Here is a 22,161-nt window from a genome sequence, read left to right on the forward strand (position 1 = left end):
TTTTTCTCTTACTTATTCAAGACCCAGGTATCCTTGCTACCGCCTCCTTGTGATGAATTAACGACCAATGACCCTTTCTTCAAGGCTACTCGAGTGAGTGCGCCGGGGATGATCTTGATTTCTTTGCCGTACAAAATGTAAGGACGTAGATCGACATGGCGGCCTTCAATACCCTCATCAACGAGGGTGGGTACCCGCGAAAGACTGATCATTGGCTGGGCAATGTAATTGCGAGGGTTGGCCTTGATTTTACGGACAAACGCTTCCTGTTCCGCTTTGGTGGATTTCGGACCGATTAACATCCCGTAACCGCCGGAAGCATCGGTTTGTTTGATCACCAAATCAGCAATGTTTTCAATGACGTGGGCGCACTCCTTGGGATCAACGCAAATGTAGGTTTGCACATTAGGCAAAAGCATATCTTCTCCCAAGTAGTATTTGATAATTTTTGGGACGTAAGCATATACCGCTTTATCATCCGCCACACCCGTACCAGGAGCATTGACCAATACCACGTTCCCTTTAAGGTAAGCCCCAAAAAGGCCAGGCGTACCGAGTAAGGAATCTTTGTTGAAAACAAGTGGATCGATATAATCATCATCTACCCTACGATAGATAACATCCACTTTTTGGAGCCCTTTGGTAGTGAGCATGTAGACCATATCATTTTGCACGACCAGGTCACGGCCTTCTACCAGTTCCGCCCCCATCTGCTGAGCGAGGTAAGCATGTTCAAAATAGGCAGAATTGTAAGCACCTGGCGTGAGTACTACAACGGTAGGCTGCTCGCGATCCGGCACCAATGATTCCAGGGTATCCCTTAACAAATGAGAATAATTGGACACGGGACGAACGCTCAGTTTTTCAAAAATATCGGGCAGTGTTCTTTTTAGAATTTCCCGATTTTCGAGCATATACGATACGCCCGAGGGACAGCGCAGATTGTCTTCCAAAACGTAGAAGTTGCCATCGCCACCCCGAATCAAATCACTACCCGTGATGTGGCACCACACTTTTTGTGGCGGATTCAGCCCTACACACTCTTTCAGAAAAGTAGCACTGGACAGGATCAGGTCCGCAGGAATAATCTTGTCTTTGAGGATTTTTTGCTCGTGGTAGAGGTCGTCAATAAACAGATTCAAGGCGATAATACGTTGGCGCAAGCCTTTTTCCATCTCTTCCCAATCCTCCCCACTAATGATTCGAGGAATAACATCGAGGGGTAAAATGCGCTCCGACCCTTGGTTATCGCTGTAAACATTAAAAGTCATACCCATTGACAGCTGGGCGCGATCGGTAGCGAAACGCAAAGCATTGAGTTTTTTCCAGTCCATTTTTTGCATACGGTCCCTGAAACGAACATAATGGGAACGGACCTCCCCTTGCTCCGAGATCATTTCATCGAAGAAACCACCGGTATCGTAGCCGGCAAAGTTGATTTTTGGCATAAATTGTAGTAAAGAAAGATGTGTAATCGTGCTCTACAAGTAATATAATAAAATTCGTGGAATAAGCAAAGATAGATTTGAATATTGACGAAGCAACTTCCCGATGATCATCGGCCATGCTGGGAATCGGCACCAAGCTGTCCGCTACGCTTCTAGCTCCATAAGATCGGGTTTGAAATCCGATCTTATGGAGCAGAACCGCGTCTATCCCTCATCCTATTCCTCCTCCGTCCGGCGCGCTACGGGCTGTGGGGCCATACTATCGGGCTGGGCTGCCAACACAACCGTATCTGGTTGAATAGGGTGATAATTGACGGCACAACCCGCCCAGCCGAGGTCAAGGACGATAAAAAAGAAGCTAAAATTACGATGATGGTGGTGCTTCATTATTAGACTTGTTCTGCCGGGGCAGTTTGGTGGGAACTCTGAGCCAAAGGCGATCAGCGAAGCTAAAATTGATGCATTATCGACCACGCGAAGCCTTTTTTGAGGAGCTTAGCCATAGCTAAGTGACTTAAAAAAGGCACAGTGTGGGAAGATAAGGCGCGATTTGCCCCCGAAATGGTCCCGGCAGAACAAGTCTATTAGGTGGTCTAGGTGCTAATTTACACAAAAAATGGGTTTCTAAAGGCCAGAAAGGTAGCACTTTACCTCTGTATTTTTCTAATCCATCACCTTCAGGATCGCCTCTGCTGCTTCTCTCCCACTTTGGGCAGCACCGTTCATGTAGCCCGCAAAATCGCCGCCGCAGTGTTCACCAGCAAAGTAGATGCGCCCTACGGGCAGTTGTTCCGCACCAGAAATCTTGGTAAACTGACCTTTGGTGTAACAAATATAGCTTCCCAGGTTGTACTCGTAGGTAGGCCAGTGCATGCGGGCCGCTTTGCCATTGTATTGCCCGCTGGCACCAGGGTAAATTTGCTCCCACAGCGGCAGGTATTTGTTCTTTTGCTCCTCTACGCTACCGGTGCCCAATGCAAGCCCGGAAGGGCCACCAAAAAGAATGGAAAGGCCACCTGTGCCCGAAGGAGCATTCTGCAACTGGGCATTGTCCCACCCATTAGGAATACCATTGTCACTATAGACAAGGCCAGTATAACCTTGTTCCCGCCAGAAGTGCGACTTCATCCCCAGCATAAGCTTGGCATTGGTTCCATACCCCACTTCATCAATACACTTCCGCTTGACTTGCGACATCTCGATGGGAAAATCGATCATCCGCAGTCGGGTAAAAGGCAGGGCCAGAATGACAAAATCGGCAAAAACATCTTCCTGCATTCCGCCAAAGAACAATTGGTAGCGCGTGCCCTGCTCCCGGATGGATTCTAGTGGGCGATCAAGTTCAATGGCATCTTCATACTTCGCCGCCAGGGCATCGGTGATGCGTTGGTTGCCACCAGCCACCTTGTAGCGTTCATCGCTTTCGCCAAAGAGAGAAATCTTATCGTCGCTGGTATCAGCAGAAATGAGGAGGGTAAGATTGAGGCTGGATTGCACCTTGGGCGAAAGGCCATACTCCGACTCGTAGGCCACCTCAATGAAACGTTTGATCCAGCCCGAAGCACCAATTTTCTTGAGGTATTTGGACAGACTCATCTTGTCGAGCTTCTTAACGTAGGGGCTTCCTGCTTCGTAGCTGATATCTTCTTCTTCCAACAGGTCCATATCGGCTTGCATGCGGGGAGCGAAGGCACGGAATTCCGTCACTACTTCTTCCAGGCTGCGGTGCTGTCCTTCGAAGAAGAAGGCTTCCTTTTCGAGGGCAGCTTCACTGGCCTGTTCAAAATCTACCAATTCCAGGTCGAACTCGCGGGCCAGGGCCCACATGTCAGCGTGGTTGGTGTCAATAAACTCTCCGCCAAATTCTGTCCAGGTACCCGGCCCCATAGCTTCCTGAACGGTAAACATCCTGCCGCCAATGCGCTTGGTGGCTTCGTAGAGGGTAGCATTCAAGCCTGCTTTGCGTAAGGTATGGAGCGCGTTGAGTCCGGCAATACCACCGCCTACGATGGCTATTTTGGGTGGATCACCACCGATATTCGGGCGTAACAGCAAGGGCGACTGCCGTGCCATGAGCAGACCAGGAAGTACAGCACCACCCAGCAGCACTTTACCTGTGTTTTCTAAAAACTTCCGGCGATCCAAAGCCTTCTCTCGGGCTTGTTCAATCACTTCGGCAGTATTGGTATTGAGTTCTTCGGCGCGCAAGGCCAGCGCAAAGGCTCTGCGGACGGTAGAGAAAAGAGGGGTACGGCTGTTCTTTTTCATAATTGTGTGAGGTGCTTGGTGCGAAAATGTTTCTGACTTTTGGTGCGAGGTGCGGAGTGTGTGGTGCGAAAAATACTTCCGATTTCCGACTTCTGGTGCTTGGTATAGTTTCAGATTTAGGTCGTTCAAATACATTAAAACCGAAGGGACAACTCCGATGACCAAAGGGAAGCTTGCACAAATACCTTGTACGAAGTACCTCGTACCAAGTACCACTAATCCATCGTTCCCTGCATCGTCAAGCGATCCGTTTTGCTATCGCTTAACTGGAAAGTGATCTTCTCCCCTGTCTGCCAAAGCTTTAGCATCTGCATACTTGGTAAATATACTGGACTTTTGAAGTCAACTGCAATAGCTTTCATTGGTTTGCCCAAAAAAGTTTCTGCCGATTGCAAGGCCCGACCAGCACTGTACCAACCATGTAAAATGCGGGTCGGAAAACCCATCGCTTTCGCCACCAGGGTAGAAGTATGGATGGGGTTAATATCTCCGGAGGCCTTGGCGTACTGTTTGCCCAAACGGGCGGGTATCTGCCATTCTTCGCTAAATACGGGTTTATCCGAGCGTATTGCTTCCTCTTTCCTGGGACTTCTCGAACCCGGCTGCTTGCGCTTGCGTTTGGCCAGATACACACTGGTGCAAGTAGCCACCTTGGTGCCGTTCTGCCAAAAAACGACGGTAAACGTGATGATCAAATGGCCCTCTTCCTTGTAAGGCACCTCCCCTGAAACTTCCATGCTGAAAGGCTCCTGCATATTGTAATCGGCCAATTGCTCCAACTCATTGCTCAGGTGTACCAAACCGGGGATGGCAATGGTGAAGGCACTGTCCAACATCAGCGCCGTCTGTGCCCTTTGCGCCAGGATGTAGAGATAAGCGAAGGGAGCAGGATGCGACCACTCCATCATGGCCACGTATTTTTGCAACGCCACTTGGTCAACCATCACCTCGTCATACATACGCTCCAGTGCAATACCGGCGGGCTTGATCTTTATCCCCCGGCCTAAAGTGAGTAACGAGGGTAGGATGAGTTTCGAGAGGTGGGGAAGTTGAGGGTTCATTTTGTTGGTTTTGGTGCTCATTCCGACAAAAGGTCGGAATTCGCGGCTATGCTCTCCCGAAATTTCGGGATTGCGGAGGTACTCGCTTCGCTCGTGGAGTCGTGCTCGCTAAAGCTCGCGTGTAACGGCTGCTATTGTCGACGTAGTCGGTATGATAAAAAGTCTCCACGAATCTACGGGAGAACACTAACCGTGAGCGCAGCGAACACCCCCCGCGATCCCAATACTTCGGGAGAGCACTACCACTCGCGAAGCGAGTACCCCCGCGAGTGAAACGAGCACCACCGCGATTCCGATTTATCGGATGAGCACTCCCTAAATCCCCGCCAAACCTACCTCTACCTTGACCACTTCCCCCGTCCGGTCCATGATTTTATCGCTCCATTCCTGGTTCAAGCGAGCACCTGCTGACTCGAAGGTCTTGCCATCCTGCGTGTGGATTTTCAGGGAAGCTTTATCTGCTAGTTGGTACACAAAAGGTACCTGGCAATACGTGAAGGCCAGGGTGTTTTTGGGCAGCTTGATGTCCTGCGTCTTTCCATTGACATCCACGTAAGTGAAGGTTTCCGGCGTAGTCAAAAACTCGGAGGTTTGCAACAGATCGGCGCGGCATTCGATGCGACCATCTTCGACGAAAACACCCAGTTCGCCAAAACGAGAGAGGATATCTTCTTTCACTTGCCCCGTCATACCCGGCTGTTGGGCACCCGCATTGCCGGGGGTGTGAGAGTAAGGATCCATGGGGAAAGCACCGTAATTTTCGGGCGTCTTGTGCGTACCCAGGCCAGCTCGAATATCATAATAATGCTCGATGAGTTCCTTGACCAGGTCCTTGTCTTCGCCTGCCTTTATGGCCTGCCAGCAATTTTCCTCGACGGCCAGCAAGAGCTTGGAGACCATGTGCCAATAGATGGAACCCAGCCCTTCGTAGCCAAAGAAAGTACCTGACCGCCCGGTGAAGGATTGGTGATCAAAAACAGCCTCAAAAGCATCCAGGATGTGGGCAGCCTCCTTTTGCGGTAAATCTCCGTACTCGCCTTCCGTCAAGGTCGCCAGCACCCGTTCGATGTCTTTTTGGTTATTGAAACTTCCGTTGAAGTGGTATTCCCCACGAACATCCTGCTCAATCAGGCGACGATCTCCTTTAGCGACCATCTGGCTGAGCAAAACAGACTCCTCCACAGCTGCTGCCGGAATGGTATTCTTTACCTCAAAACGAGGGAGCTGACGATCGGGATACAAGATATAGCTGTGCTGATCGGCGCGATAAAGGTCACTTTTGCGCAAAGCTCGCAAGAGTTCCAAAACTTCTACGGTTGATAAAACTCCGGCACTCAGTACTGCTACCTGCCCTTCCAGCATCTCGTAAAGATGACGGATCGCGATACCACCGTCGGCTTTTACACTCATCAGGTTGTAGGAATGGTAGAGTTTATCCGGGCGTTCGTTGGCTTTGATCGTATGGTCAGTGAAAGCCAACACATCACTCAGAAAGCTGGTTATTGCTGTGCGGTTCAGCTTAGTATTTTTTTCAGAAAAGCCAGCGTAAACCTGGCTCCTGTACGCTTCGCCGGCAAGGCCCAATTCGTCTACAATCTGCCGACGCAATTGATTACTTATAGAGGCTGACAAGTGGCTTTTGTGTTCCTTAAAGGTTGTTGCAATAGCCGACAAAAGCTGGGCAACTTCCGTTGAAACGGAGACTTCGTCTTGTGGTGATTGCGCAAACAAGGTTTGGCAAAAAGTCACGAAACGGCGAATATAGAAGAGCGTTACCATAGAGACACCACTCCCTACAAGGGCATTGTTGGCATCGTTCCATTCCGGGCGTTGGGTGTTGAGCCAGATGCCTCCTTCGGGGATAAAGTTGGACAACTTCGCCAGCAAGGTCACCAACAGTTTTTCCGTAAGGTTTACCAAAAACACCTCGCCTTGCTTGTTCCAAACCAGTTTGCCATCGGCCCCTTGTGCAGTTACGCGATGACCGATTTCCTCTTCGAGCTGATGGTCAAAATCAACGGTATCTTGTGGGTCAGCCAATAGCTTTTCGTAACTGCGAATGCGGTAGGGCACGTTGGCGTAAGCAAACAAGGGTTGCGTGAGTAGTCGCGTAAGCGCATCGGGATGATGAGCTTGCGACAGTTCCAGCAATTTCAGCAGATAGATGATCTGGTGATCCCCCCAATAGCCGATGTACGACCAGGGGTCATCCTCTTCGATCACTTCCCAATCGATGCCATTGCGGGTGACCCGGTAAGGGTTGTAACCATCAGGCGTGGAGGCGTTGACAAATTTGCTGATCATCCCTTCCAGGAAGCGGGGGTAAGACAAGGCCAGACCTTCCCAGTTTTGGAAGATATCGCGCCAGTTGCCCTCGTAGTAGAGCTTCTTTTCGCCGGACGGTTCCAGCAATTCGATAGAGAAACGATTCCACGGCCGGCTGGGGTCGCCATGTCGGCGGCTGAAGGTGAGGGGCAAATATTCCAAACACAAGCGATGCAGTTGGGCATCTCCCTGCTGAGCAGCTTTACCAATGAGGTCGGAATAGGCAAAAGTTGTTGGCAAGCTTTGTAAAAACGCCTGCTGCTGGGTAGCAACAGCTTTATTGTAATGGGTCACAAAAGAGATCAGGTCCCTTTTGGTTACGAGGTAATTCTCATCAAAAATACCACCGCGCATGACATTGAACAGCACGTTACCGAAATGGCGAGCCGTCAGCAACTTATCACTTGTAAGTTGGAGACCATCTGCATTGGCAACGATCTGAGTAAGATGCGCTGTGCCCGCGGCAATATCTGCTTCCAACACGGAAGACAAATCAGCTGCCCCACTAATCCAATCAGCCAGCGCCACTACCTTTGAGGGGCCTTGGTTGATTTCTGCGACAAAATACCAGCTCTGGCGCTCTCCTTTTTTCAGCGACAGCGTACCTTCTATAAAATAACCACCCCGCTCGGCCCGAATATCGGTTTCATTGACCAGCGCATGCCCCTGGCGGAAAGCATGGAGCTGACGAGAGCAGAGCAGATGCGTCTTCACTTCTAATCCCGTAGACCAAACGGTCGTGGCCTGCAGTGATTCACTGGGTTCGGCTTTATCTACCGGGATGGAGCTCAGCAGAAAAAGCCCCAATCCAGAAGGGGTGAGCAGTTCGTTTTTCTTATAAGCGTCCAGTAAGGTGCTACGTTCTGTTTGCATCTTGAGGTCGATGCCGTAGGGTAAAAGATTTTGCATACCATCCAGCACCCGGACATTGACGGTTGTTTCACTGTGCCCTTCCAAGCGAGATTTTTTCACAAAACCATACTGCTTACTATTGTACCAGCCGTAGGAAAAAGTAAGCCCTAAATCATGGTTCTCTTCTTCGAAGATCAGCTGATTGCCACAGATGTTTTTGTACAAATTGCGGCTTATTTTATAGGCTCCTTCAAAACGCTCAGAAAATGGCTCCCATAGGAAAGTCTTATGGTCTTTCTCTACCAGAAGTATAGTTTTGCTGCCGGTAAGCTCGCCACTATCATGGATTTTATCGTCGGTGTAATAAGGGAACAGTGCATTCTCCGGATTTTTGCGTCCAGCTGATAAGCCGCCTTTGCTAGAAATATAAAGCCAATGGTCGGCATCACTGACCACACTGATAAAAAAGGGCGGCATTTGATCATAATGGCTGATCTTATAATATTCAGTTCCATCGCGGGTAACGAATTCGCCAGACACCTGGTCATTGGAATAATGTAAGGCTGCCGGGCCGATGTGGATAGTGGGTTTACTCATGCTTTTCAGGTTGGAAAGTTTACAAGTGCTATTTGAGGAGTATCATTAGAAAAATGTACAGCCCAAAAAACTCTCAGACCCGAAGATATAATTTTATGGGTATTTTTTTGAGTGTTGTAGAGGATGGGTGTTTCTGAAAAGTGGAGGCGTGGCGGTTCAATCGTATGATCGCAATGGTACGATCAGGAGTGGGATAAGTCGGAAGTGGGAAGTGGGACGGTCTTTTCGCGTAAGACGAAAGTGAGTTCACGCCTCCCATGGATGACGATAAATATCTGTTGGCAATCGCATCATCTTAAGCAACCTCAGGTGATGTTCTTCGATGCCCTGCAAGTGTACGCTGGCTTTGTGATCATCAGTCATTATGTAGATCATCTGGACGCTTCGGAACGCGCTTAAGACCAGCGATGTGGTAGGTCGCTCAACTTTGCGGCCGGGATTGCCGGGCACTAGATTGGTAAGATAGCTGTTTTGTTCGCTTTTCAGTGTTTGGCGGATGGTGTATTGCCACAGATTATAGTACTGTAGAGCCAGCATTAGTTATGCGCAACATGGCTTGGATGCGATTTTCTTTTTTCAGGAAGATTGGCGTAAGCGAGGTGCATTTGGTCAACAGCAAATGAAAATGCTGCTCGATACGATACTCCTCCCAGTAACAAAGTACCACCTCGCAAGCCGAGAGTCTATCCGAAGGAGCGTTAGTGGTCATCACGCGCCATCCGGCCAGTTGCTGTTCGATGTTGTTTTGCTGCTCGTCCAGTGTAAGTTCCACACTGCAAGGTTCGGCCGGGTCCTGAGATAGTGTGATCTTCCAGCTGTATAGGTGAGCGACTTTGTGCTTGTCCAGTATCTTGTTGATGGTTCGTTCAGCTTCCTCTACCGACTTGATCGTTTTACGACCTCGGTTGCGCGTGAAGCGCAGTCTGACCTCCTGGCAAGCGGTCTGGCAGCGTTGCTCTAGTTGGGCAACTTGGCGCTTGCGTAGATTCAAGCTACATACCCCGAATAGCCTTTGGGTGTGAATCGTGCCGTCAGCGGAGATGATTTCACGTGCGGGCAGCTCTTTAACCAGCGCGATGGCTTGTGAATCCTTACTTCCCGCCGCCTGACGCATTACGCGTTCGGCGGGCTCTTGTTGTTGCTCAATCCACTCACGGGCTTGCATTAATTCCTCTCGTGAGTATTGCCGTTGAGCCAATGGGCCCAAGTAGTAGTTGCCGCTGTCAGCAATGAAACACATATTGTACTGATTACACAGCTTGCGGTCTCCCACTACCAGTACTCCTTTGGACTTGAGACCTTGTTCCCAGGCCTGTTCCAAGGCTGGCACGTAAAGCTTGTCGTCACTGTTTTGCCCTGCTACCACGTTCAGAGCCAGTGGCAGGTTGGCTTTGTCTATAGCCAGTAGCATCAATTTTACCTGAGGTAGGGCCAAACCCATGGCATTATGCCCCAACTGAAAAATGCCTTCTGTTTCTCGATGACTTTGAGCCGTGGTACTGTCGATACGCACCGTATCAAGGGGACCTTGATCAGTATCGTTGTCCAGATCGTAAAACCGAATTAGCGATTGGTTATGATCGCGCTGAAAGGACATCCAGCGCTCATCGTCCTTAGACAGGTAATCCAGCAGACTACCCAAACGGTCATCACTGAGATAAGCAGCCTGAAAATCAGCTTCATCCAAAAGCCAACTCAACGTGCGCTCCAAGCCCAAAGCCCAGTCTTCTACGTTGTACAGTCGATGATCGTTCTCGCTCAGAATATAGACCAGAAAAGCCTCCAATGTCTTGCCAATACTGGTTCCCTGCCACAAATGATGAGTAGGATAGTGCTTGTCCACGCGCTGGGACAAACCGGTCGATTGGAGTAGGCGACTAATCGCCGGTAGATCGCCTACAGGCTCTGCTTTGATCAGCATACAGTTTTCTTATAAAACGCTTTGCGAACTCACTTTCGTCTTACGCGAAAAGACCGTGGGAAGTCGGAATTATTAGGTTCACCTAGTGACATGCTCTACTCTTGGTCTTCGTGTGTCCCACTACTTCCGACTTCTGACTTCAGATTTCCGACTTTAACTCGGGTACGATCAGCTGAAAAAACACCTCACAGCACATACCGCCGAAACAAATCCTCCAACTCCTCCTCTGGTGCTTCGCTGATACCAGGATGAATGCGAGACGTTTGTAAGATCGTACTTCGGGATGCGGATAGCCAGCGAAAGCGATAAGGCTGCTCCTGCTGACCGATGCTCCCGCCTTGAGTACCGCCTATACATACGGCTTTCCAGGCGGAGAGGTAGCTGTTCAGCATTTCTATATCCAGCTCTTTGTCGAAGGCGCGCAAGCGGTCTTCATTGATTTGGTACTTGATACCCAGGTACTTTTTTCGCTTGCAAAACACGATGACGCCCACGTTGAGAAACTCTTCGCGTTCTACCCTGGGCACGACTCGGATGATGGCAAATTCGTAAGGTACTTTATTGAGCATCAGCAGCTTCTTTGGCTAAAGCGTCAAGCTTAGCAATTCGAGAATTCAGATACGCCGCGTAAGCCACTCTTTTTTCTGCTGGCAGCAAACCACTCCCCTCTTCCTCCAACCAGTCTTCTGGAATATTGGCGATGATCTCGGTAATGACCTGTTCATTCACCAACGATTGAATTTCAGCTGCTGCTTCCGATAAGTTGGTCGCTCGTGCCAAGAGAACATGGTCTTTGATATTTGGAAAAGTACGATTCAGGTGGTTTTCCCAGCTGCCCCAATTGTGATGAAAATAAAGGCTGGCCCCGTGGTCAATCAACCACAACTCCTTGTTCCAATTCAGTAGATTGGTATTCTTGGGCGTCCGGTCGATGTTGATGATCATGCTATCCAGAAGGACGACTTTGGCCGCCGTTGCGGCATCCGCTTCGGACACCAGCGGGTCGTAGGTGATGGCACCAGAAAGGAAATGCATCCCCAGGTTGAGACCTACACTAAACTTGAGCAGGTCTTGTATTTCTTCATCTGGCTCCGTCTGACTGAAGGAGTTATCCAGGTTCATAAACACCAGTTCGGGCACCTTCAAACCCATCGCCCGGGCAAGCTCTCCACCAATAAACTCGGCCACCAGGGCTTTCTTGCCCTGCCCTGCTCCACGAAATTTCAGGACGTAGAGAAAATCATCGTCCGCCTTGACAATAGCAGGCAGTGAGCCCCCTTCTCGCAGCGGCTGCAAGTATTGGACGACATCGACCGTGCGGATTTCTAGCTTTTTCATAGTCGCTAAGATAGAAAAAGATGTGGGGTGTTTTGTTTCATGTATCCAATGCCTTTTTTGCCTCAAAAAACCAGCCCTCCAAATACCTCCTGCCACGGATCGCGGGCCAGCAAGGTATAAAAGAAAAACCCTCCTACTAAGTTGGTTCTTGGCCTAATATAGCGGATTTTGTTATTTTGTGTGATGACAGATCACGAATTATTCGCAGCAGCATTATCTCTGATGGAAGTGCTCTTTATGTTGCCAAATAAGAGGATCGTCTTCATTCCTTAAAAGCAGACGGTACAGAAGAAATATTGACCATACAAGACCGAGGAAATCGCCCCTTTGTCTCTCAAAAAAAGACTAACTTCACCTACCGCTTGACCAGAATTTCTTGAAAACTACTTGCGCATTTTCTGACCATTTGTCCAACCACTTGCTTATCAAACAGTAATATTATGAAGGTTTTATTTCGTTCTACTGTGCTGCTACTGCTGCTTGGCCTTTCTGGCTACACGGCGGCTCAAGCAGATGGCTCATCACGTCCATGGGCTGCTTTCTCGAAGGAGGTTTCGGTGGCTACCGGTATCAGTGGGTTCGGCACTTCCCAATCGTTGTGGGGCTATTCAGAGCATGCCGTCACCAAAAGCAGGTTTGTCAATATCGACATGGGCATGTCTTATCCCATCAAAGGGCGTTTTTTTGTGCACACGGGCCTTGGCTTGGGCTATACTGCCGTCAACGCCTTTAGCGACAGAGGATATCGGCTCAGTGGCAACATTTTAGTTGACAGAGGAAGGACAGAACGATCCACGGCAGCAAAATACATGGATGTAATCGTCCCCCTCCTGGGAGGTATGCAAGTCGGGAAGCACAAAAAAATAAATATTTCGCTAGGTGCTACCTTCAGTTACCGTGCAGCCGAACAGATGAAGGTAGAAGGCGTCGTGTACCAATACTATTCGTCCATTGCTCTGGGCACAGAAGATGTAGGCCAAATAGGGAATGGCCCACCTCCTTCTGATGATCCATTCATTTTTACAGGAATACCGACCAACTGGGAACCCTGGAATGAATCACCCGCGTCCGCAGCCCCGTATAGTTATGAAGCAGAACTCCCCACTTCCCGCTTCCAAGTTGCAGCTACCAGCAAGGTCAGCTACGCACTTCCCTTCAAAAAGGGGCTCAAAGGTACCAGCATAGGCATCCAAGGACTGTGGTACCTCACGGAATACAATATCGGGGACGGACAACTGGCCCGCTACCGGGTACAGGTGGTGGTGGGTAGGCAATTTTAGAAAATGGTGATAGTGTCCAAAAAAACTATACGAACGCCAGTCCCAAAGTACCCGCCACCAACAAAGAAGAAAGGGAAATGCACGACCGAAAATACCGTGGCCGTCACCAGTATTACCACCCAGAGGACAATTTTGGGTTGTTCTAAATCGCGCAGGTTTTTATCGATTAGTCCTACAGTCAAAACTTAAGCTGCTTGATCTTCGTGAATAACCCGAATGTGATGTGGATTTAACAAACTGTTTAACTCCTCTATGAATTCAGCTCTTCTATCTATGTATTGCTGAGATTCTAATGCATGTGCACCATGCTCTTTATGTAATGCCAAGAGGTTATCCAACAGAATTACTTCTTCGATAAGCTCACTTATACGGACGGCTTTGTCTGCTACTTCTTCTATTCCTGCTTGGCTCATAAGGCAATTCTTTGATGAATTATTTGCACATAACCTCTTCTAAAACGTTTTCCTGCTCTGTTTTTCCTAGTCTGGGTAAATTGATTATCCCAATATACCAAGTTTCCATGATAGAGAGGATATTTTTCATGCTCTTCTGGATAGGAAGATACAATATACGCATCAACTCCGTAAACGGACTTCGCGCTCTTTCTAAACTTCCTTTCTATCAACTCTGATTTCTCCTCGAAAGTTTCTGAAGGAATAATCGTCACTACATCAATGTCCCGAGGATTCAGTTTATTACTGCTAAAACTACCTCCAATCCACTGAATAATAGCTGTAGTGATTTCTTCCCTGAAATCCTTCGTATACCTCAGATAACCATTATATAGCTTTTCTCGCGTTTCACTTTTTGGAAATGCTTCAACAAAGTGCTCCCTAAACTCTTCAAGGCTTAATTCTTGTCTCTCGGGCGGATCTATATATCCCCTGTCAGTGTACTTTATTGGCATATTGAATTACTTTAATACCATGTAAAATGGATAAGTATCTCGCTTTTATCTGAAGTACTCTACCTAATTGTCAATCTAGCCTTTACGCAAAAGCCCTACCCCGCAAAAATGCTCCGCGTCGCAGCACACAGCTTTTCGACCTGCTCTACCGTCCCCATACTCACGCGGCACCAGTCGGTAAGTGGAGGGAAGGAGCGACCCACCAGGAGGCCTTCTTTGCGATAAGCGGCTTGTACCTCGCTGATCGGGCGCCCTGCATGAAAGAAGACAAAATTACAGGCCGAGGGCACGTAATTCAGGCTTAGGTCATCCAGCGTGGTGGTCATCATTTTTCGGGCGATCCGGTTTTTTTCTATGCTGAAATCATAGAAGGCTTCATCTTCCAGGGCCGCTTTAGCTGCTGCAATGGCAAGAACATTAGGCCCGGCTACCGTCTTCTTGTCGAGGCGTTCAATAATATCCGGGCGGGCAATCAGGTAACCAATGCGAATGCCGGCCAGGCCAAATACCTTGGAAAAGGTACGAGCTACGATCACATTTTTATCCTCTTGTACCAGCTTGATCATGGTGGGATAATTGGGGTCTTCGATGTAGTCGAAGTAGGCCTCATCCGCAAAGACTACCGTACGATCGGCGACTGCATCACAAAAGTCGGCCAAAGGCTTGGCTGGCTGTAGCGCACTGGTGGGGTTGTTGGGGTTGCAGACGTAGACCAAGCGGGTGGACTGGGTGATTCTTCCCTCCATCGCTTCCAAATCGTGCACCATATCTTTGGTCACGGGTACTTTATGGATGTAAGTACCGAATTGCGCCGCATAATTTTGCAAGGCCAAAAACACCGGATCAGCAGCCACTATATTACTACCTTCCCCACCATAAACGATACCAGCGATCTTGAGCCCCTCCGTAGATCCGGCAGTCAGTAAGATATGGTCTTTGGTAACGCCATGCTTCTTGGCCAGCAGCTCTACCAATTCAGTGTAATAGGAGAATGGATAACGACATACATTATCAAAAGCATCGGTCATGGCTTGCCGAACTTTAGGAGATGGGCCGTAGGGATTTTCGTTGGCGTTCAGCCGAATCATCAGGTCTGAATCGAGCGAATTGCGACCAAAAGTGTTATCCACAGACTTAGTTGCTCCTAACGGCGCTCCCATCAAAGTAGCTGTTCCGGCCATGCCCAAGATACTGAGCCAATCTCTTCTAGTGATGCTTTTCATAATGGCTTATGCTTTTGTTTGCTCTCCAAGATACAAAATAGAAAACCTTCAATCGGTTCTGAATTATAAATCCGAACGACGAGCGGCAGCCTCCCCCCTATCTTTGTGTCATACTTTTTCACTACTAGTCAATATAAACATCCTTCATCATGAAATCTTCAGATAATACCGACCTTCTTCTTCGTTTTAAGCATGGCGAACAGTCTGCTGTTAAGCAAGTTTTTCACGACTACTACCCATTGATGTGTCAAAATATTTTTCGGATTATCCAAGATAAAGAAACCGCCGAAGATTTGGCCCAAAATGTCTTCATTCGTGCTTGGCGCAAACGCGAACAATTGGCCATCACAACTTCACTCCCCGGCTACCTCCGGAAGATGGCCATTAATGAAGCCCTTTATTATTTGCGGCGCCAATCAGAGCGCAGGAGTATCCTTGAACGGCAACAACCCAGCGTGAGTGCTGCACCTACGACGCCCTTAGAGGAAGTAATGCGGAATGAAACAGCGAGCCAAATAGTAGCCACCATCCAGCAGTTGCCCCCTCGCTGCCGTACAATCTTTACCCTTAATCGGGAACAAGGACTCAGCTACCGGGAAATTGCCGAACGCTTGGATATTCGCCCAAAGACCGTAGAAAACCAAATCGCTAAAGCTTTGCGTATTTTGCGACATTCCCTGCAAGCGGCTTAGTTTTCAAACCAGACTTGTTCGTCCGGGGGGCTTTGGTGGGAAGACGCCGCTATCTTTTGTTCCCGCAAGCGAACAAAGTGGGAACATAGCCTTACAGGGTGACCGGGAATAGGATTTGGGAATACATGAGGATAAATAAGCAAGTGTAACTCCTGCGAATTGATCCATTGGTTCCGGCCAAGTTCTTTGAAAAATCGGGTTAAACAAGATGTTTTGTGCCTTGAGAAGCCAAAATATGGCCTTTACTGTCCAAATTGATGGAAAAAGGAGGTACTTGGCCAATTTACGTAAGTTATTGGCCAAGCACATCAACGTAAATTCCGCTTTTACTTTTTCCAGGCCCCGGAGTAAAAACCGAGTATATCCCAGATTGTATTTCAAATGGCCAAAAATGGCTTCAATGGGGTGTAGTCGTCGGTTATACATCTTTTTGCCTTCTGGGATATTTAATCGCTGCTTCATTTGGTCTCTTAATGCTTGTCTTACTTCTCTTAAGATCGTACGATAAGGAGACCTCTTAGGAGTACATTCATCTTTGAAAGGGCAGTTTTTACACGCCGTCGTGCGATATTGGCGATATTCTTTATTACGAGTCCGGTCTATTTTAATGCTTTTGAACGATAGGGTGTGCTTAGCCGGGCAAGTGTATACATCTCGTTGATCGTCATAGTCAAAATGAACACTATTAAAAGGTTGATTTTCAAAAGTGGCATTCATGTCTCGGTAAGGGACGTATCCACAGATGTTGTTGGTGTCCATGTATTCAAAACTGTCGAAAGTGCCAAAGTCAGCATCGGCTAGGACAACCTGGACCTGTTGACCAGTGTTGGCTTGAATGCCTTGAAGAGCAGGGATCAGTTGTGCTTTATCATTGCCATCTAAGACCACATTATTATAGGAGATAATTTGATCTTCACTACAGGCTACCTGGATATTATAATTCGTATCAAAGTTTCCTTTTTTACCTTTCATGATCGGGGCATCCGGATCGGTTAAGTTCATCGTCTTTTTGGACTCATCGGTTTTCATGACCTCAATGGCATCACTGATTTTTTTGTACAGGCGTTTGTTCGCTACTATTTTTTTTTTGAGATCCCTCATCAGAAGGCTCTTTTTCTAATGAGGCAATATCATCCAAGAGTACCTGTTGCCATTTTTCATATTGTGCTGCCGTTTTTGTCCGACCCTTGGAGCTATTGGATTCCTCTTTGCTACCATCCACAATACTAAAAGTGGCATCCCCCAAACCAAATTCCTGACACTTTTTTAGTACTTGGACGAAAAGATCTCCAAAATGCAGATAGTTATCTCTACGAAAATCATTGATGCAACTCTTTTGAGGACCATAGTTTTTACTCAAATAAATGAAGCCAAGGTTTTCCTCACAGGCTTTGGCTAACTTCCGACCGCTCCGAATGCCTACGGCATATCCATAAAAAATGATACTGAGCAGTAATTTAGGATGCAAAGCATTTTGTCCAAGACCACTATATGTTGCCTCAATGGCACTTGTATCTAAGCTGGATATTATCCTCTCCATCTGCTTGCTTAGGTGCTCGGAAGGAAGATGTTGGCTTAAATCAATCATCACTGAGTGATCAGACCCGATTTCATAATTCTTAAATTTCGCCATAGTTACACATGATAACATTTTTCTATGCCTTAAACTAATCCTATTCCCGGTCACCCTGCTTAGCTACGTGACCACTTTGGTTGCGAAGTGGGAGCGGAAGAGAGCAAGTCAGCCCCCAAATGTTCCCGGACGAACAAGTCTACCAAGAATGGCCAACGATAATCGCTGGCCATCCCTTGGTTGTTCTTTCTAATGACTTATTACATCATCTGTGCAAATTTTAAGGTCGCACTCAGCAAACCTCCCATCAGCATCAAGGTAATCAACCAGTAGCCAAAGTGGATCAGGACGTACTTCCAGCCACGACGCTCGAATGCAGCATTGATACCAATAAGGGGTAAAGCGAAAAGTAAGGCATTTGCAAAACCATGTACCATTCCATGGGTAAAACTCCGGTGACGTTCGCCGTACTTCGCCATAAAATCACTGAACTCTTGCTGAATCGCACTACCGGGTTCCATCACTTCCGGCATCAGCAAAGACGCTACATTGAACTGGTGAATTACCGAGCCAGTGAGCCCAAAAGCCAGGACAAAAGATAACAAGTAAGCCGTACCCATAATCACAGGCATATTGCCCCCCTCTAAAGATTCCATCGTAAAGCCATTGCTCTTCATCCAGGCAGTACCCAATACCTTTGGATGGTAATAAATAAAGCCAATGATCATCGGGATCAGGGCCGCTACAAAGTACATGTAGAAATTAGTAGGCATGATAATAATGTTTAGATAGGTTTATAAAACAATCGAAATGATGTGCTGACAAGCTTTTTTTAACTACAAAAAATTGTCATACAATACAAAATAAACAAAAATGTATTTATTTTAATAAAATTTACGCGATTTTTCAAAATACAATTCACCTGTTACTTTGATCACAAAATCCGTCTGATAGAAGCAAAAAATGAGTTGATTTATCTTGAAATTTTTCAAGGTATTCATGTTTAAATGATCATGCTATGCGTTACTGCGCTATTATCTCTATCTTATTGGTAATTACAACCTTCGGTTATACTCAGGAAAACACCTTCACAGGTAGCTGGGAGCTTACGGAAGTAACTGATCCTGACAGTTTTGTACTCCCAAAAATCACAGAACAATACCTTGGAAAACGTTTTTATTTCCTACCAGAATGGCTGATCATCGAAGACGAAGACGGCTATTTCTTAACGCCTTTGCAGTCAACAGAAAACACCGCTCATTATGGCCAAGCAACATTAACACTTATTGAACAAACTGCAGATACCTTAAGGGTTTCCCTACAGGATGACAACTATCTAAGCGTATTTAAGCTTGGCTTTTCAGTAGCTCCTCCTCTAGAAGAAGACTCCATAGAAGAGCTGTTGCGGCAACCGGCCATTATCAATCAAAATGGACTTAAGCTCCAGGGATTCTACTTTCATTTTGATGAGCCAACCAAGGAGTACACCTATTTCCGATTTTATCCCGACAGTACCCTTACGCGTAGCGTATCGGAATTACCCCCAGCGCTGATGGCTCCCCAGTTGAATCAGGCCACTACCCGCCGAGAAACCGTCACCTTTTCAAGGGTAAGCGAAGGGGAGAAACTTGGCGCGGTTGCACATTTTTCAGCGCCACCACAAATCGAGTTGAATGATTTGCACAGCATTGTCTACCAGGATTTTATACTACAACCTCAGCAGGACAGCATCTTTGTCACCAAAAACACGCATTATAATATCGCTAATGACCTCGGTAATAGTGAGCAATTTACACTCACGTTTTATCCTACAGTGAACCTTTCTTACCGGTTGATTGCAGAACTCGGCAAACGTTATGTAATCAATTACCGTAGCCTCGCGGGTATGTCTTCGTTTAAAGAAAACCCCTACTACCTTACTTCCGAGCTCCCTCGTTTTCCCGGTTGTGAAGAACTAAAGGACCCGGATGAAAAACAAAGCTGCGCACAAAAAGCCCTCATGACGTTCATCTACCGACGTTTAAAATACCCGGATTCGGCCATCCGGAAGGGAATCGAAGGAACCACCGTTGTAGAATTCACGGTACAGCCCGATGGTAGTGTTGCCGGTATAAAATTGTTGCGGAGTGTAAGCCCCGAATGCGACCAAGAGGCATTGCGCACCATCGCCAAAATGCACTACGAAAATATCCGCTGGATACCGGGCAAACATGATGGCATTCCGATTGAGGTGCCTTTAGTTATACCCATTACCTTTAGGCTTCAGTAGAATTATTGGCTACATCCACGCCTTCACCGTATCTCTACCCAGTTGGTACATGTGCACTTCATCGGGGCCATCGGCAATGCGGATGATACGTGAGTAGGCGAAGAAACTAGCCAGCGGCGTATCGCCACATACGCCCATACCGCCATGAGCTTGGATAGCACGATCTACGACGCCCTGACACATGCGGGGTGCGACAATCTTGATCATACTGATCAGATCCTTGGCCCCTTTGCTGCCTTCGCGATCCATTTTATCCGCAGCGGAGAGGGTCAGTAAGCGGGCTTGCTCGATTTCGCAGCGCGAGGTGGCAATATCCTGCCGGATGCTGGAAAAATCTTTGAGGGTGCGCCCAAAAGCTTGCCGGCTGGCCACTCTTTGGCACATCAACTCCAGGCTGCGTTGGGCAGCTCCCACCAAGCGCATACAGTGATGGATACGGCCCGGCCCGAGGCGGCCTTGAGCGATCTCAAAACCACGGCCTTCGCCAAGCAAAATATTGCTCTTGGGCACCCGCACATTGGTGAGCTTGATCTCGGCGTGGCCTTCTGGTGCATCATAGGAGCCAAACACATTCAGTGGGCGTACGATTTCCAAACCCGGAGTATCCATGGGTACCAGTATCATGCTTTGCTGCACGTGGCGCTGGGCCTCAAAGTCCGTTTTGCCCATCACAATGGCGACTTTACAATGGGGATGCATCGCGCCCGACGACCACCACTTGCGGCCGTTGATCACATACTCGTCGCCATCAGCAACGATAGAGGTTTCAATATTGGTAGCATCCGACGAAGCCACATCCGGCTCCGTCATCAGAAAAGCAGAGCGTATTTTTCCTTCCATCAAGGGCTTTAGCCAGCGCTCCTGCTGCTCAGGGGTACCATATTTGGCCAACACTTCCATGTTTCCGGTATCGGGAGCACTACAATTGAAAATTTCTGCTGCCCATTTGCAGCGGCCCATTAACTCGGCTAGTGGTGCATATTCCAGATTGGTTAGGCCGGGGCTCAGGGCGCCATAGCTTTTAGGTAGAAACAAATTCCACAAACCAGCAGACTTGGCCAGACCCTTTAGCTCTTCTACTTTGGGGTGCACCGTCCAGTAGTTTTCCGGTTGCCCGTAATAAGTATTGAGAAGCTGCTCCACGGGGTAGATGTAACGATCCATAAACGCTTCCACTTGCTGGATCAAGCCTTGTGTACGCTCCGTATATTCGAAATTCATTTCCTTTTCGTTGATTTTATTTTGAACCATATAAGCTGGACTTTAGCCAAAGTCCGTACAAGGACACAGGCTGCTTCGCGCCTTAAGGTAAAGGGTATAGAGATGGAAAGACCAATGTTCATTAATTTCCAATATCAGTCTAATAGGTCGAGGCTGGAAATTAAAAAGCCGCTTCCCTCTTGGGTAATCGAAGTCCCTTTACCTTCTACCTTAAGGGGCGATGCAATCGCCCCGCATCCCTCTACCAAAGACTACCCCCCAATCAAATACCCACCATCGGCAGTGTATACGCCACCAGTCATGTAAGAGCCAGCCTCAGAAGCCAGGAGCAGGGCCAGCCCCGTCATTTCTTCAGGCTGGGCCATGCGGCTCAGGGGGAGATGTTTTTCCAGCTTATGAAGGAGTTTTTCATCTTGCCAGAGGGCTTCGCTTAATTTGGTTTTCACCAAGCCCGGGCAGATGGCATTGGCACGGATACCGTGGCGCCCCCATTCCTTGGCCTGGTTTTTTGTGAGCATCAATACAGCAGCTTTACTCACACTATAGAGGCCGAGGCCGAATCCGGGGTGCAGCCCCTCTACCGAACTGATATTAATGATGGAACCACCGCCATCTTTGAGATAAGGCAAGCATAAATTCGACAAATGCCAAACTGCCTTGACATTGACGTTCATAATTTTGTCAAAAGCATCCTCAGAAGCATCTTCAACTGGCCCAAAAATGGGATTGATGGCCGCATTATTGATCAAGATATCAATGCGTCCGTAAGCAGCAATGGTCTTTTCTACCAAAGCCTGTCGCTGATCACTGTCCCCTACGTGGCAGGCGATCCCAATGGCCTCCAGGCCCTGTGCTTTAAATGCGGCTGCTACGGCATCTACGGCCTCTTGTTTGCGGCTACTGATGACCACTTTGGCGCCGGCTTCGGCCAGTGTGAGGGCCATGGCTTCCCCAATACCTTTACTGGATCCCGTGATAATGGCGACCTTCCCAGTTAAATCAAATGCTTTCATGAATAATTGGCTTTATTTGCTCGCCGGTGAAGATAAGCGAAAATTCGCTATTCATGAAAAAGGTCATAAATGTGTACAGATTGAAAGAATAGGAACTGCTCCATAGCCTCGGGTTTGAAACCCGACGCTATGGAGCAGAGCGGAGCAGCACAGCGGATAGCCTGGTGCCTTGA

Annotated in this window: 20 protein-coding genes; 3 read left to right on the forward strand and 17 right to left on the reverse strand. The window is 48.0% G+C overall.

All coding sequences use genetic code 11. From position 1 onward, the window contains the following. Nucleotides 1–8: 8 nt before the first annotated feature. The 9 genes from AB0L18_RS01540 to AB0L18_RS01580 all read right to left on the reverse strand — a co-directional run bounded on the left by AB0L18_RS01540 (nucleotide 9) and on the right by AB0L18_RS01580 (nucleotide 11,810). Entirely contained in the window at nucleotides 9–1,448 is a 1,440-nt protein-coding gene (locus AB0L18_RS01540; protein ID WP_367390830.1) for a circularly permuted type 2 ATP-grasp protein, read from the reverse strand. Nucleotides 1,449–1,664: 216 nt separating this feature from the next. Further along, a complete protein-coding gene (locus AB0L18_RS01545; RefSeq protein WP_367390831.1) occupies nucleotides 1,665–1,835 on the reverse strand; it encodes a hypothetical protein in 171 nt (56 codons plus the stop codon). Between the two features lie 276 nt (nucleotides 1,836–2,111). Then, complete coding sequence (locus tag AB0L18_RS01550; RefSeq protein WP_367390832.1) at nucleotides 2,112–3,716, reverse strand: flavin monoamine oxidase family protein; 1,605 nt, start codon at nucleotides 3,714–3,716, stop codon at nucleotides 2,112–2,114. A 215-nt stretch (nucleotides 3,717–3,931) separates the two neighbouring features. Continuing rightward, nucleotides 3,932–4,777, reverse strand: coding sequence for a MaoC/PaaZ C-terminal domain-containing protein (locus tag AB0L18_RS01555; RefSeq protein ID WP_367390833.1), 846 nt, complete (start codon nucleotides 4,775–4,777; stop codon nucleotides 3,932–3,934). A gap of 315 nt (nucleotides 4,778–5,092) precedes the next feature. After that, nucleotides 5,093–8,551, reverse strand: a complete 3,459-nt coding sequence (locus tag AB0L18_RS01560; protein ID WP_367390834.1) for a hypothetical protein — start codon at nucleotides 8,549–8,551, stop codon at nucleotides 5,093–5,095. A 246-nt stretch (nucleotides 8,552–8,797) separates the two neighbouring features. Then, complete coding sequence (locus AB0L18_RS01565) at nucleotides 8,798–9,088, reverse strand: hypothetical protein (protein ID WP_367390835.1); 291 nt, start codon at nucleotides 9,086–9,088, stop codon at nucleotides 8,798–8,800. Continuing rightward, nucleotides 9,066–10,472, reverse strand: coding sequence for a transposase (locus tag AB0L18_RS01570; protein WP_367390836.1), 1,407 nt, complete (start codon nucleotides 10,470–10,472; stop codon nucleotides 9,066–9,068). The genes AB0L18_RS01565 and AB0L18_RS01570 overlap by 23 nt, the downstream gene beginning before the upstream one ends. A 185-nt stretch (nucleotides 10,473–10,657) precedes the next feature. Next, complete coding sequence (locus tag AB0L18_RS01575; protein ID WP_367390837.1) at nucleotides 10,658–11,041, reverse strand: DUF3037 domain-containing protein; 384 nt, start codon at nucleotides 11,039–11,041, stop codon at nucleotides 10,658–10,660. After that, entirely contained in the window at nucleotides 11,031–11,810 is a 780-nt protein-coding gene (locus tag AB0L18_RS01580) for a HipA family kinase (RefSeq protein WP_367390838.1), read from the reverse strand. Before AB0L18_RS01580 ends, AB0L18_RS01575 begins: the two co-directional genes overlap by 11 nt. A 440-nt stretch (nucleotides 11,811–12,250) precedes the next feature. On the opposite strand from AB0L18_RS01580, the gene AB0L18_RS01585 reads away from it, so the two are divergent. Further along, complete coding sequence (locus AB0L18_RS01585) at nucleotides 12,251–13,090, forward strand: hypothetical protein (protein WP_367390839.1); 840 nt, start codon at nucleotides 12,251–12,253, stop codon at nucleotides 13,088–13,090. Between the two features lie 185 nt (nucleotides 13,091–13,275). Here the strand turns inward: AB0L18_RS01585 and AB0L18_RS01590 are convergent, their stop codons facing one another. From AB0L18_RS01590 to AB0L18_RS01600, 3 genes are all read right to left on the reverse strand, one after another. Further along, nucleotides 13,276–13,503 (reverse strand): hypothetical protein, encoded by a 228-nt coding sequence (locus tag AB0L18_RS01590; protein ID WP_367390840.1) that lies wholly within the window; start codon nucleotides 13,501–13,503, stop codon nucleotides 13,276–13,278. After that, nucleotides 13,500–13,997, reverse strand: coding sequence for a hypothetical protein (locus tag AB0L18_RS01595; protein ID WP_367390841.1), 498 nt, complete (start codon nucleotides 13,995–13,997; stop codon nucleotides 13,500–13,502). The genes AB0L18_RS01590 and AB0L18_RS01595 overlap by 4 nt, the downstream gene beginning before the upstream one ends. A gap of 95 nt (nucleotides 13,998–14,092) precedes the next feature. Beyond that, nucleotides 14,093–15,220: a histidinol-phosphate transaminase gene (locus AB0L18_RS01600; RefSeq protein WP_367390842.1), complete on the reverse strand. Its 1,128-nt coding sequence runs from the start codon at nucleotides 15,218–15,220 to the stop codon at nucleotides 14,093–14,095. A gap of 149 nt (nucleotides 15,221–15,369) precedes the next feature. On the opposite strand from AB0L18_RS01600, the gene AB0L18_RS01605 reads away from it, so the two are divergent. Further along, nucleotides 15,370–15,912, forward strand: a complete 543-nt coding sequence (locus AB0L18_RS01605; RefSeq protein WP_367390843.1) for an RNA polymerase sigma factor — start codon at nucleotides 15,370–15,372, stop codon at nucleotides 15,910–15,912. 3 nt (nucleotides 15,913–15,915) lie between these two features. Here the strand turns inward: AB0L18_RS01605 and AB0L18_RS01610 are convergent, their stop codons facing one another. The 3 genes from AB0L18_RS01610 to AB0L18_RS01620 form a co-directional block, all read right to left on the reverse strand. Next, nucleotides 15,916–17,013: a transposase gene (locus AB0L18_RS01610; RefSeq protein WP_367390844.1), complete on the reverse strand. Its 1,098-nt coding sequence runs from the start codon at nucleotides 17,011–17,013 to the stop codon at nucleotides 15,916–15,918. Continuing rightward, nucleotides 16,955–17,545, reverse strand: a complete 591-nt coding sequence (locus tag AB0L18_RS01615; RefSeq protein ID WP_367390268.1) for a transposase — start codon at nucleotides 17,543–17,545, stop codon at nucleotides 16,955–16,957. Before AB0L18_RS01615 ends, AB0L18_RS01610 begins: the two co-directional genes overlap by 59 nt. A gap of 200 nt (nucleotides 17,546–17,745) precedes the next feature. Beyond that, nucleotides 17,746–18,258 (reverse strand): DUF1761 domain-containing protein, encoded by a 513-nt coding sequence (locus AB0L18_RS01620; RefSeq protein WP_367390845.1) that lies wholly within the window; start codon nucleotides 18,256–18,258, stop codon nucleotides 17,746–17,748. A gap of 245 nt (nucleotides 18,259–18,503) precedes the next feature. Here AB0L18_RS01620 and AB0L18_RS01625 point away from each other — a divergent pair, with 245 nt between their 5' ends. Beyond that, entirely contained in the window at nucleotides 18,504–19,754 is a 1,251-nt protein-coding gene (locus tag AB0L18_RS01625; protein ID WP_367390846.1) for an energy transducer TonB, read from the forward strand. A gap of 9 nt (nucleotides 19,755–19,763) precedes the next feature. On the opposite strand, the gene AB0L18_RS01630 is transcribed toward AB0L18_RS01625, so the two are convergent. Further along, nucleotides 19,764–20,975: an acyl-CoA dehydrogenase family protein gene (locus AB0L18_RS01630; RefSeq protein WP_367393199.1), complete on the reverse strand. Its 1,212-nt coding sequence runs from the start codon at nucleotides 20,973–20,975 to the stop codon at nucleotides 19,764–19,766. Nucleotides 20,976–21,226: 251 nt separating this feature from the next. Beyond that, nucleotides 21,227–21,988 carry an SDR family NAD(P)-dependent oxidoreductase gene (locus AB0L18_RS01635; RefSeq protein WP_367390847.1) on the reverse strand — a complete coding sequence of 254 codons (762 nt, stop codon included), beginning with the start codon at nucleotides 21,986–21,988 and terminating at the stop codon, nucleotides 21,227–21,229. Between the last annotated feature and the right edge of the window lie 173 nt (nucleotides 21,989–22,161).

This window comes from Lewinella sp. LCG006 (assembly GCF_040784935.1).
In the GTDB taxonomy this organism is placed as follows: domain Bacteria; phylum Bacteroidota; class Bacteroidia; order Chitinophagales; family Saprospiraceae; genus Lewinella.

Bases quoted from the DNA above. Each gene is read 5' to 3' on its own strand.
- AB0L18_RS01540 (WP_367390830.1), bottom strand. From the start codon at position 1,448: ATGCCAAAAATCAACTTTGCCGGCTACGATACCGGTGGTTTCTTCGAT.
- AB0L18_RS01545 (WP_367390831.1), bottom strand. From the start codon at position 1,835: ATGAAGCACCACCATCATCGTAATTTTAGCTTCTTTTTTATCGTCCTT.
- AB0L18_RS01550 (WP_367390832.1), bottom strand. From the start codon at position 3,716: ATGAAAAAGAACAGCCGTACCCCTCTTTTCTCTACCGTCCGCAGAGCC.
- AB0L18_RS01555 (WP_367390833.1), bottom strand. From the start codon at position 4,777: ATGAACCCTCAACTTCCCCACCTCTCGAAACTCATCCTACCCTCGTTA.
- AB0L18_RS01560 (WP_367390834.1), bottom strand. From the start codon at position 8,551: ATGAGTAAACCCACTATCCACATCGGCCCGGCAGCCTTACATTATTCC.
- AB0L18_RS01565 (WP_367390835.1), bottom strand. From the start codon at position 9,088: ATGCTGGCTCTACAGTACTATAATCTGTGGCAATACACCATCCGCCAA.
- AB0L18_RS01570 (WP_367390836.1), bottom strand. From the start codon at position 10,472: ATGCTGATCAAAGCAGAGCCTGTAGGCGATCTACCGGCGATTAGTCGC.
- AB0L18_RS01575 (WP_367390837.1), bottom strand. From the start codon at position 11,041: ATGCTCAATAAAGTACCTTACGAATTTGCCATCATCCGAGTCGTGCCC.
- AB0L18_RS01580 (WP_367390838.1), bottom strand. From the start codon at position 11,810: ATGAAAAAGCTAGAAATCCGCACGGTCGATGTCGTCCAATACTTGCAG.
- AB0L18_RS01585 (WP_367390839.1), top strand. From the start codon at position 12,251: ATGAAGGTTTTATTTCGTTCTACTGTGCTGCTACTGCTGCTTGGCCTT.
- AB0L18_RS01590 (WP_367390840.1), bottom strand. From the start codon at position 13,503: ATGAGCCAAGCAGGAATAGAAGAAGTAGCAGACAAAGCCGTCCGTATA.
- AB0L18_RS01595 (WP_367390841.1), bottom strand. From the start codon at position 13,997: ATGCCAATAAAGTACACTGACAGGGGATATATAGATCCGCCCGAGAGA.
- AB0L18_RS01600 (WP_367390842.1), bottom strand. From the start codon at position 15,220: ATGAAAAGCATCACTAGAAGAGATTGGCTCAGTATCTTGGGCATGGCC.
- AB0L18_RS01605 (WP_367390843.1), top strand. From the start codon at position 15,370: ATGAAATCTTCAGATAATACCGACCTTCTTCTTCGTTTTAAGCATGGC.
- AB0L18_RS01610 (WP_367390844.1), bottom strand. From the start codon at position 17,013: ATGAGGGATCTCAAAAAAAAAATAGTAGCGAACAAACGCCTGTACAAA.
- AB0L18_RS01615 (WP_367390268.1), bottom strand. From the start codon at position 17,545: ATGGCGAAATTTAAGAATTATGAAATCGGGTCTGATCACTCAGTGATG.
- AB0L18_RS01620 (WP_367390845.1), bottom strand. From the start codon at position 18,258: ATGCCTACTAATTTCTACATGTACTTTGTAGCGGCCCTGATCCCGATG.
- AB0L18_RS01625 (WP_367390846.1), top strand. From the start codon at position 18,504: ATGCGTTACTGCGCTATTATCTCTATCTTATTGGTAATTACAACCTTC.
- AB0L18_RS01630 (WP_367393199.1), bottom strand. From the start codon at position 20,975: ATGAATTTCGAATATACGGAGCGTACACAAGGCTTGATCCAGCAAGTG.
- AB0L18_RS01635 (WP_367390847.1), bottom strand. From the start codon at position 21,988: ATGAAAGCATTTGATTTAACTGGGAAGGTCGCCATTATCACGGGATCC.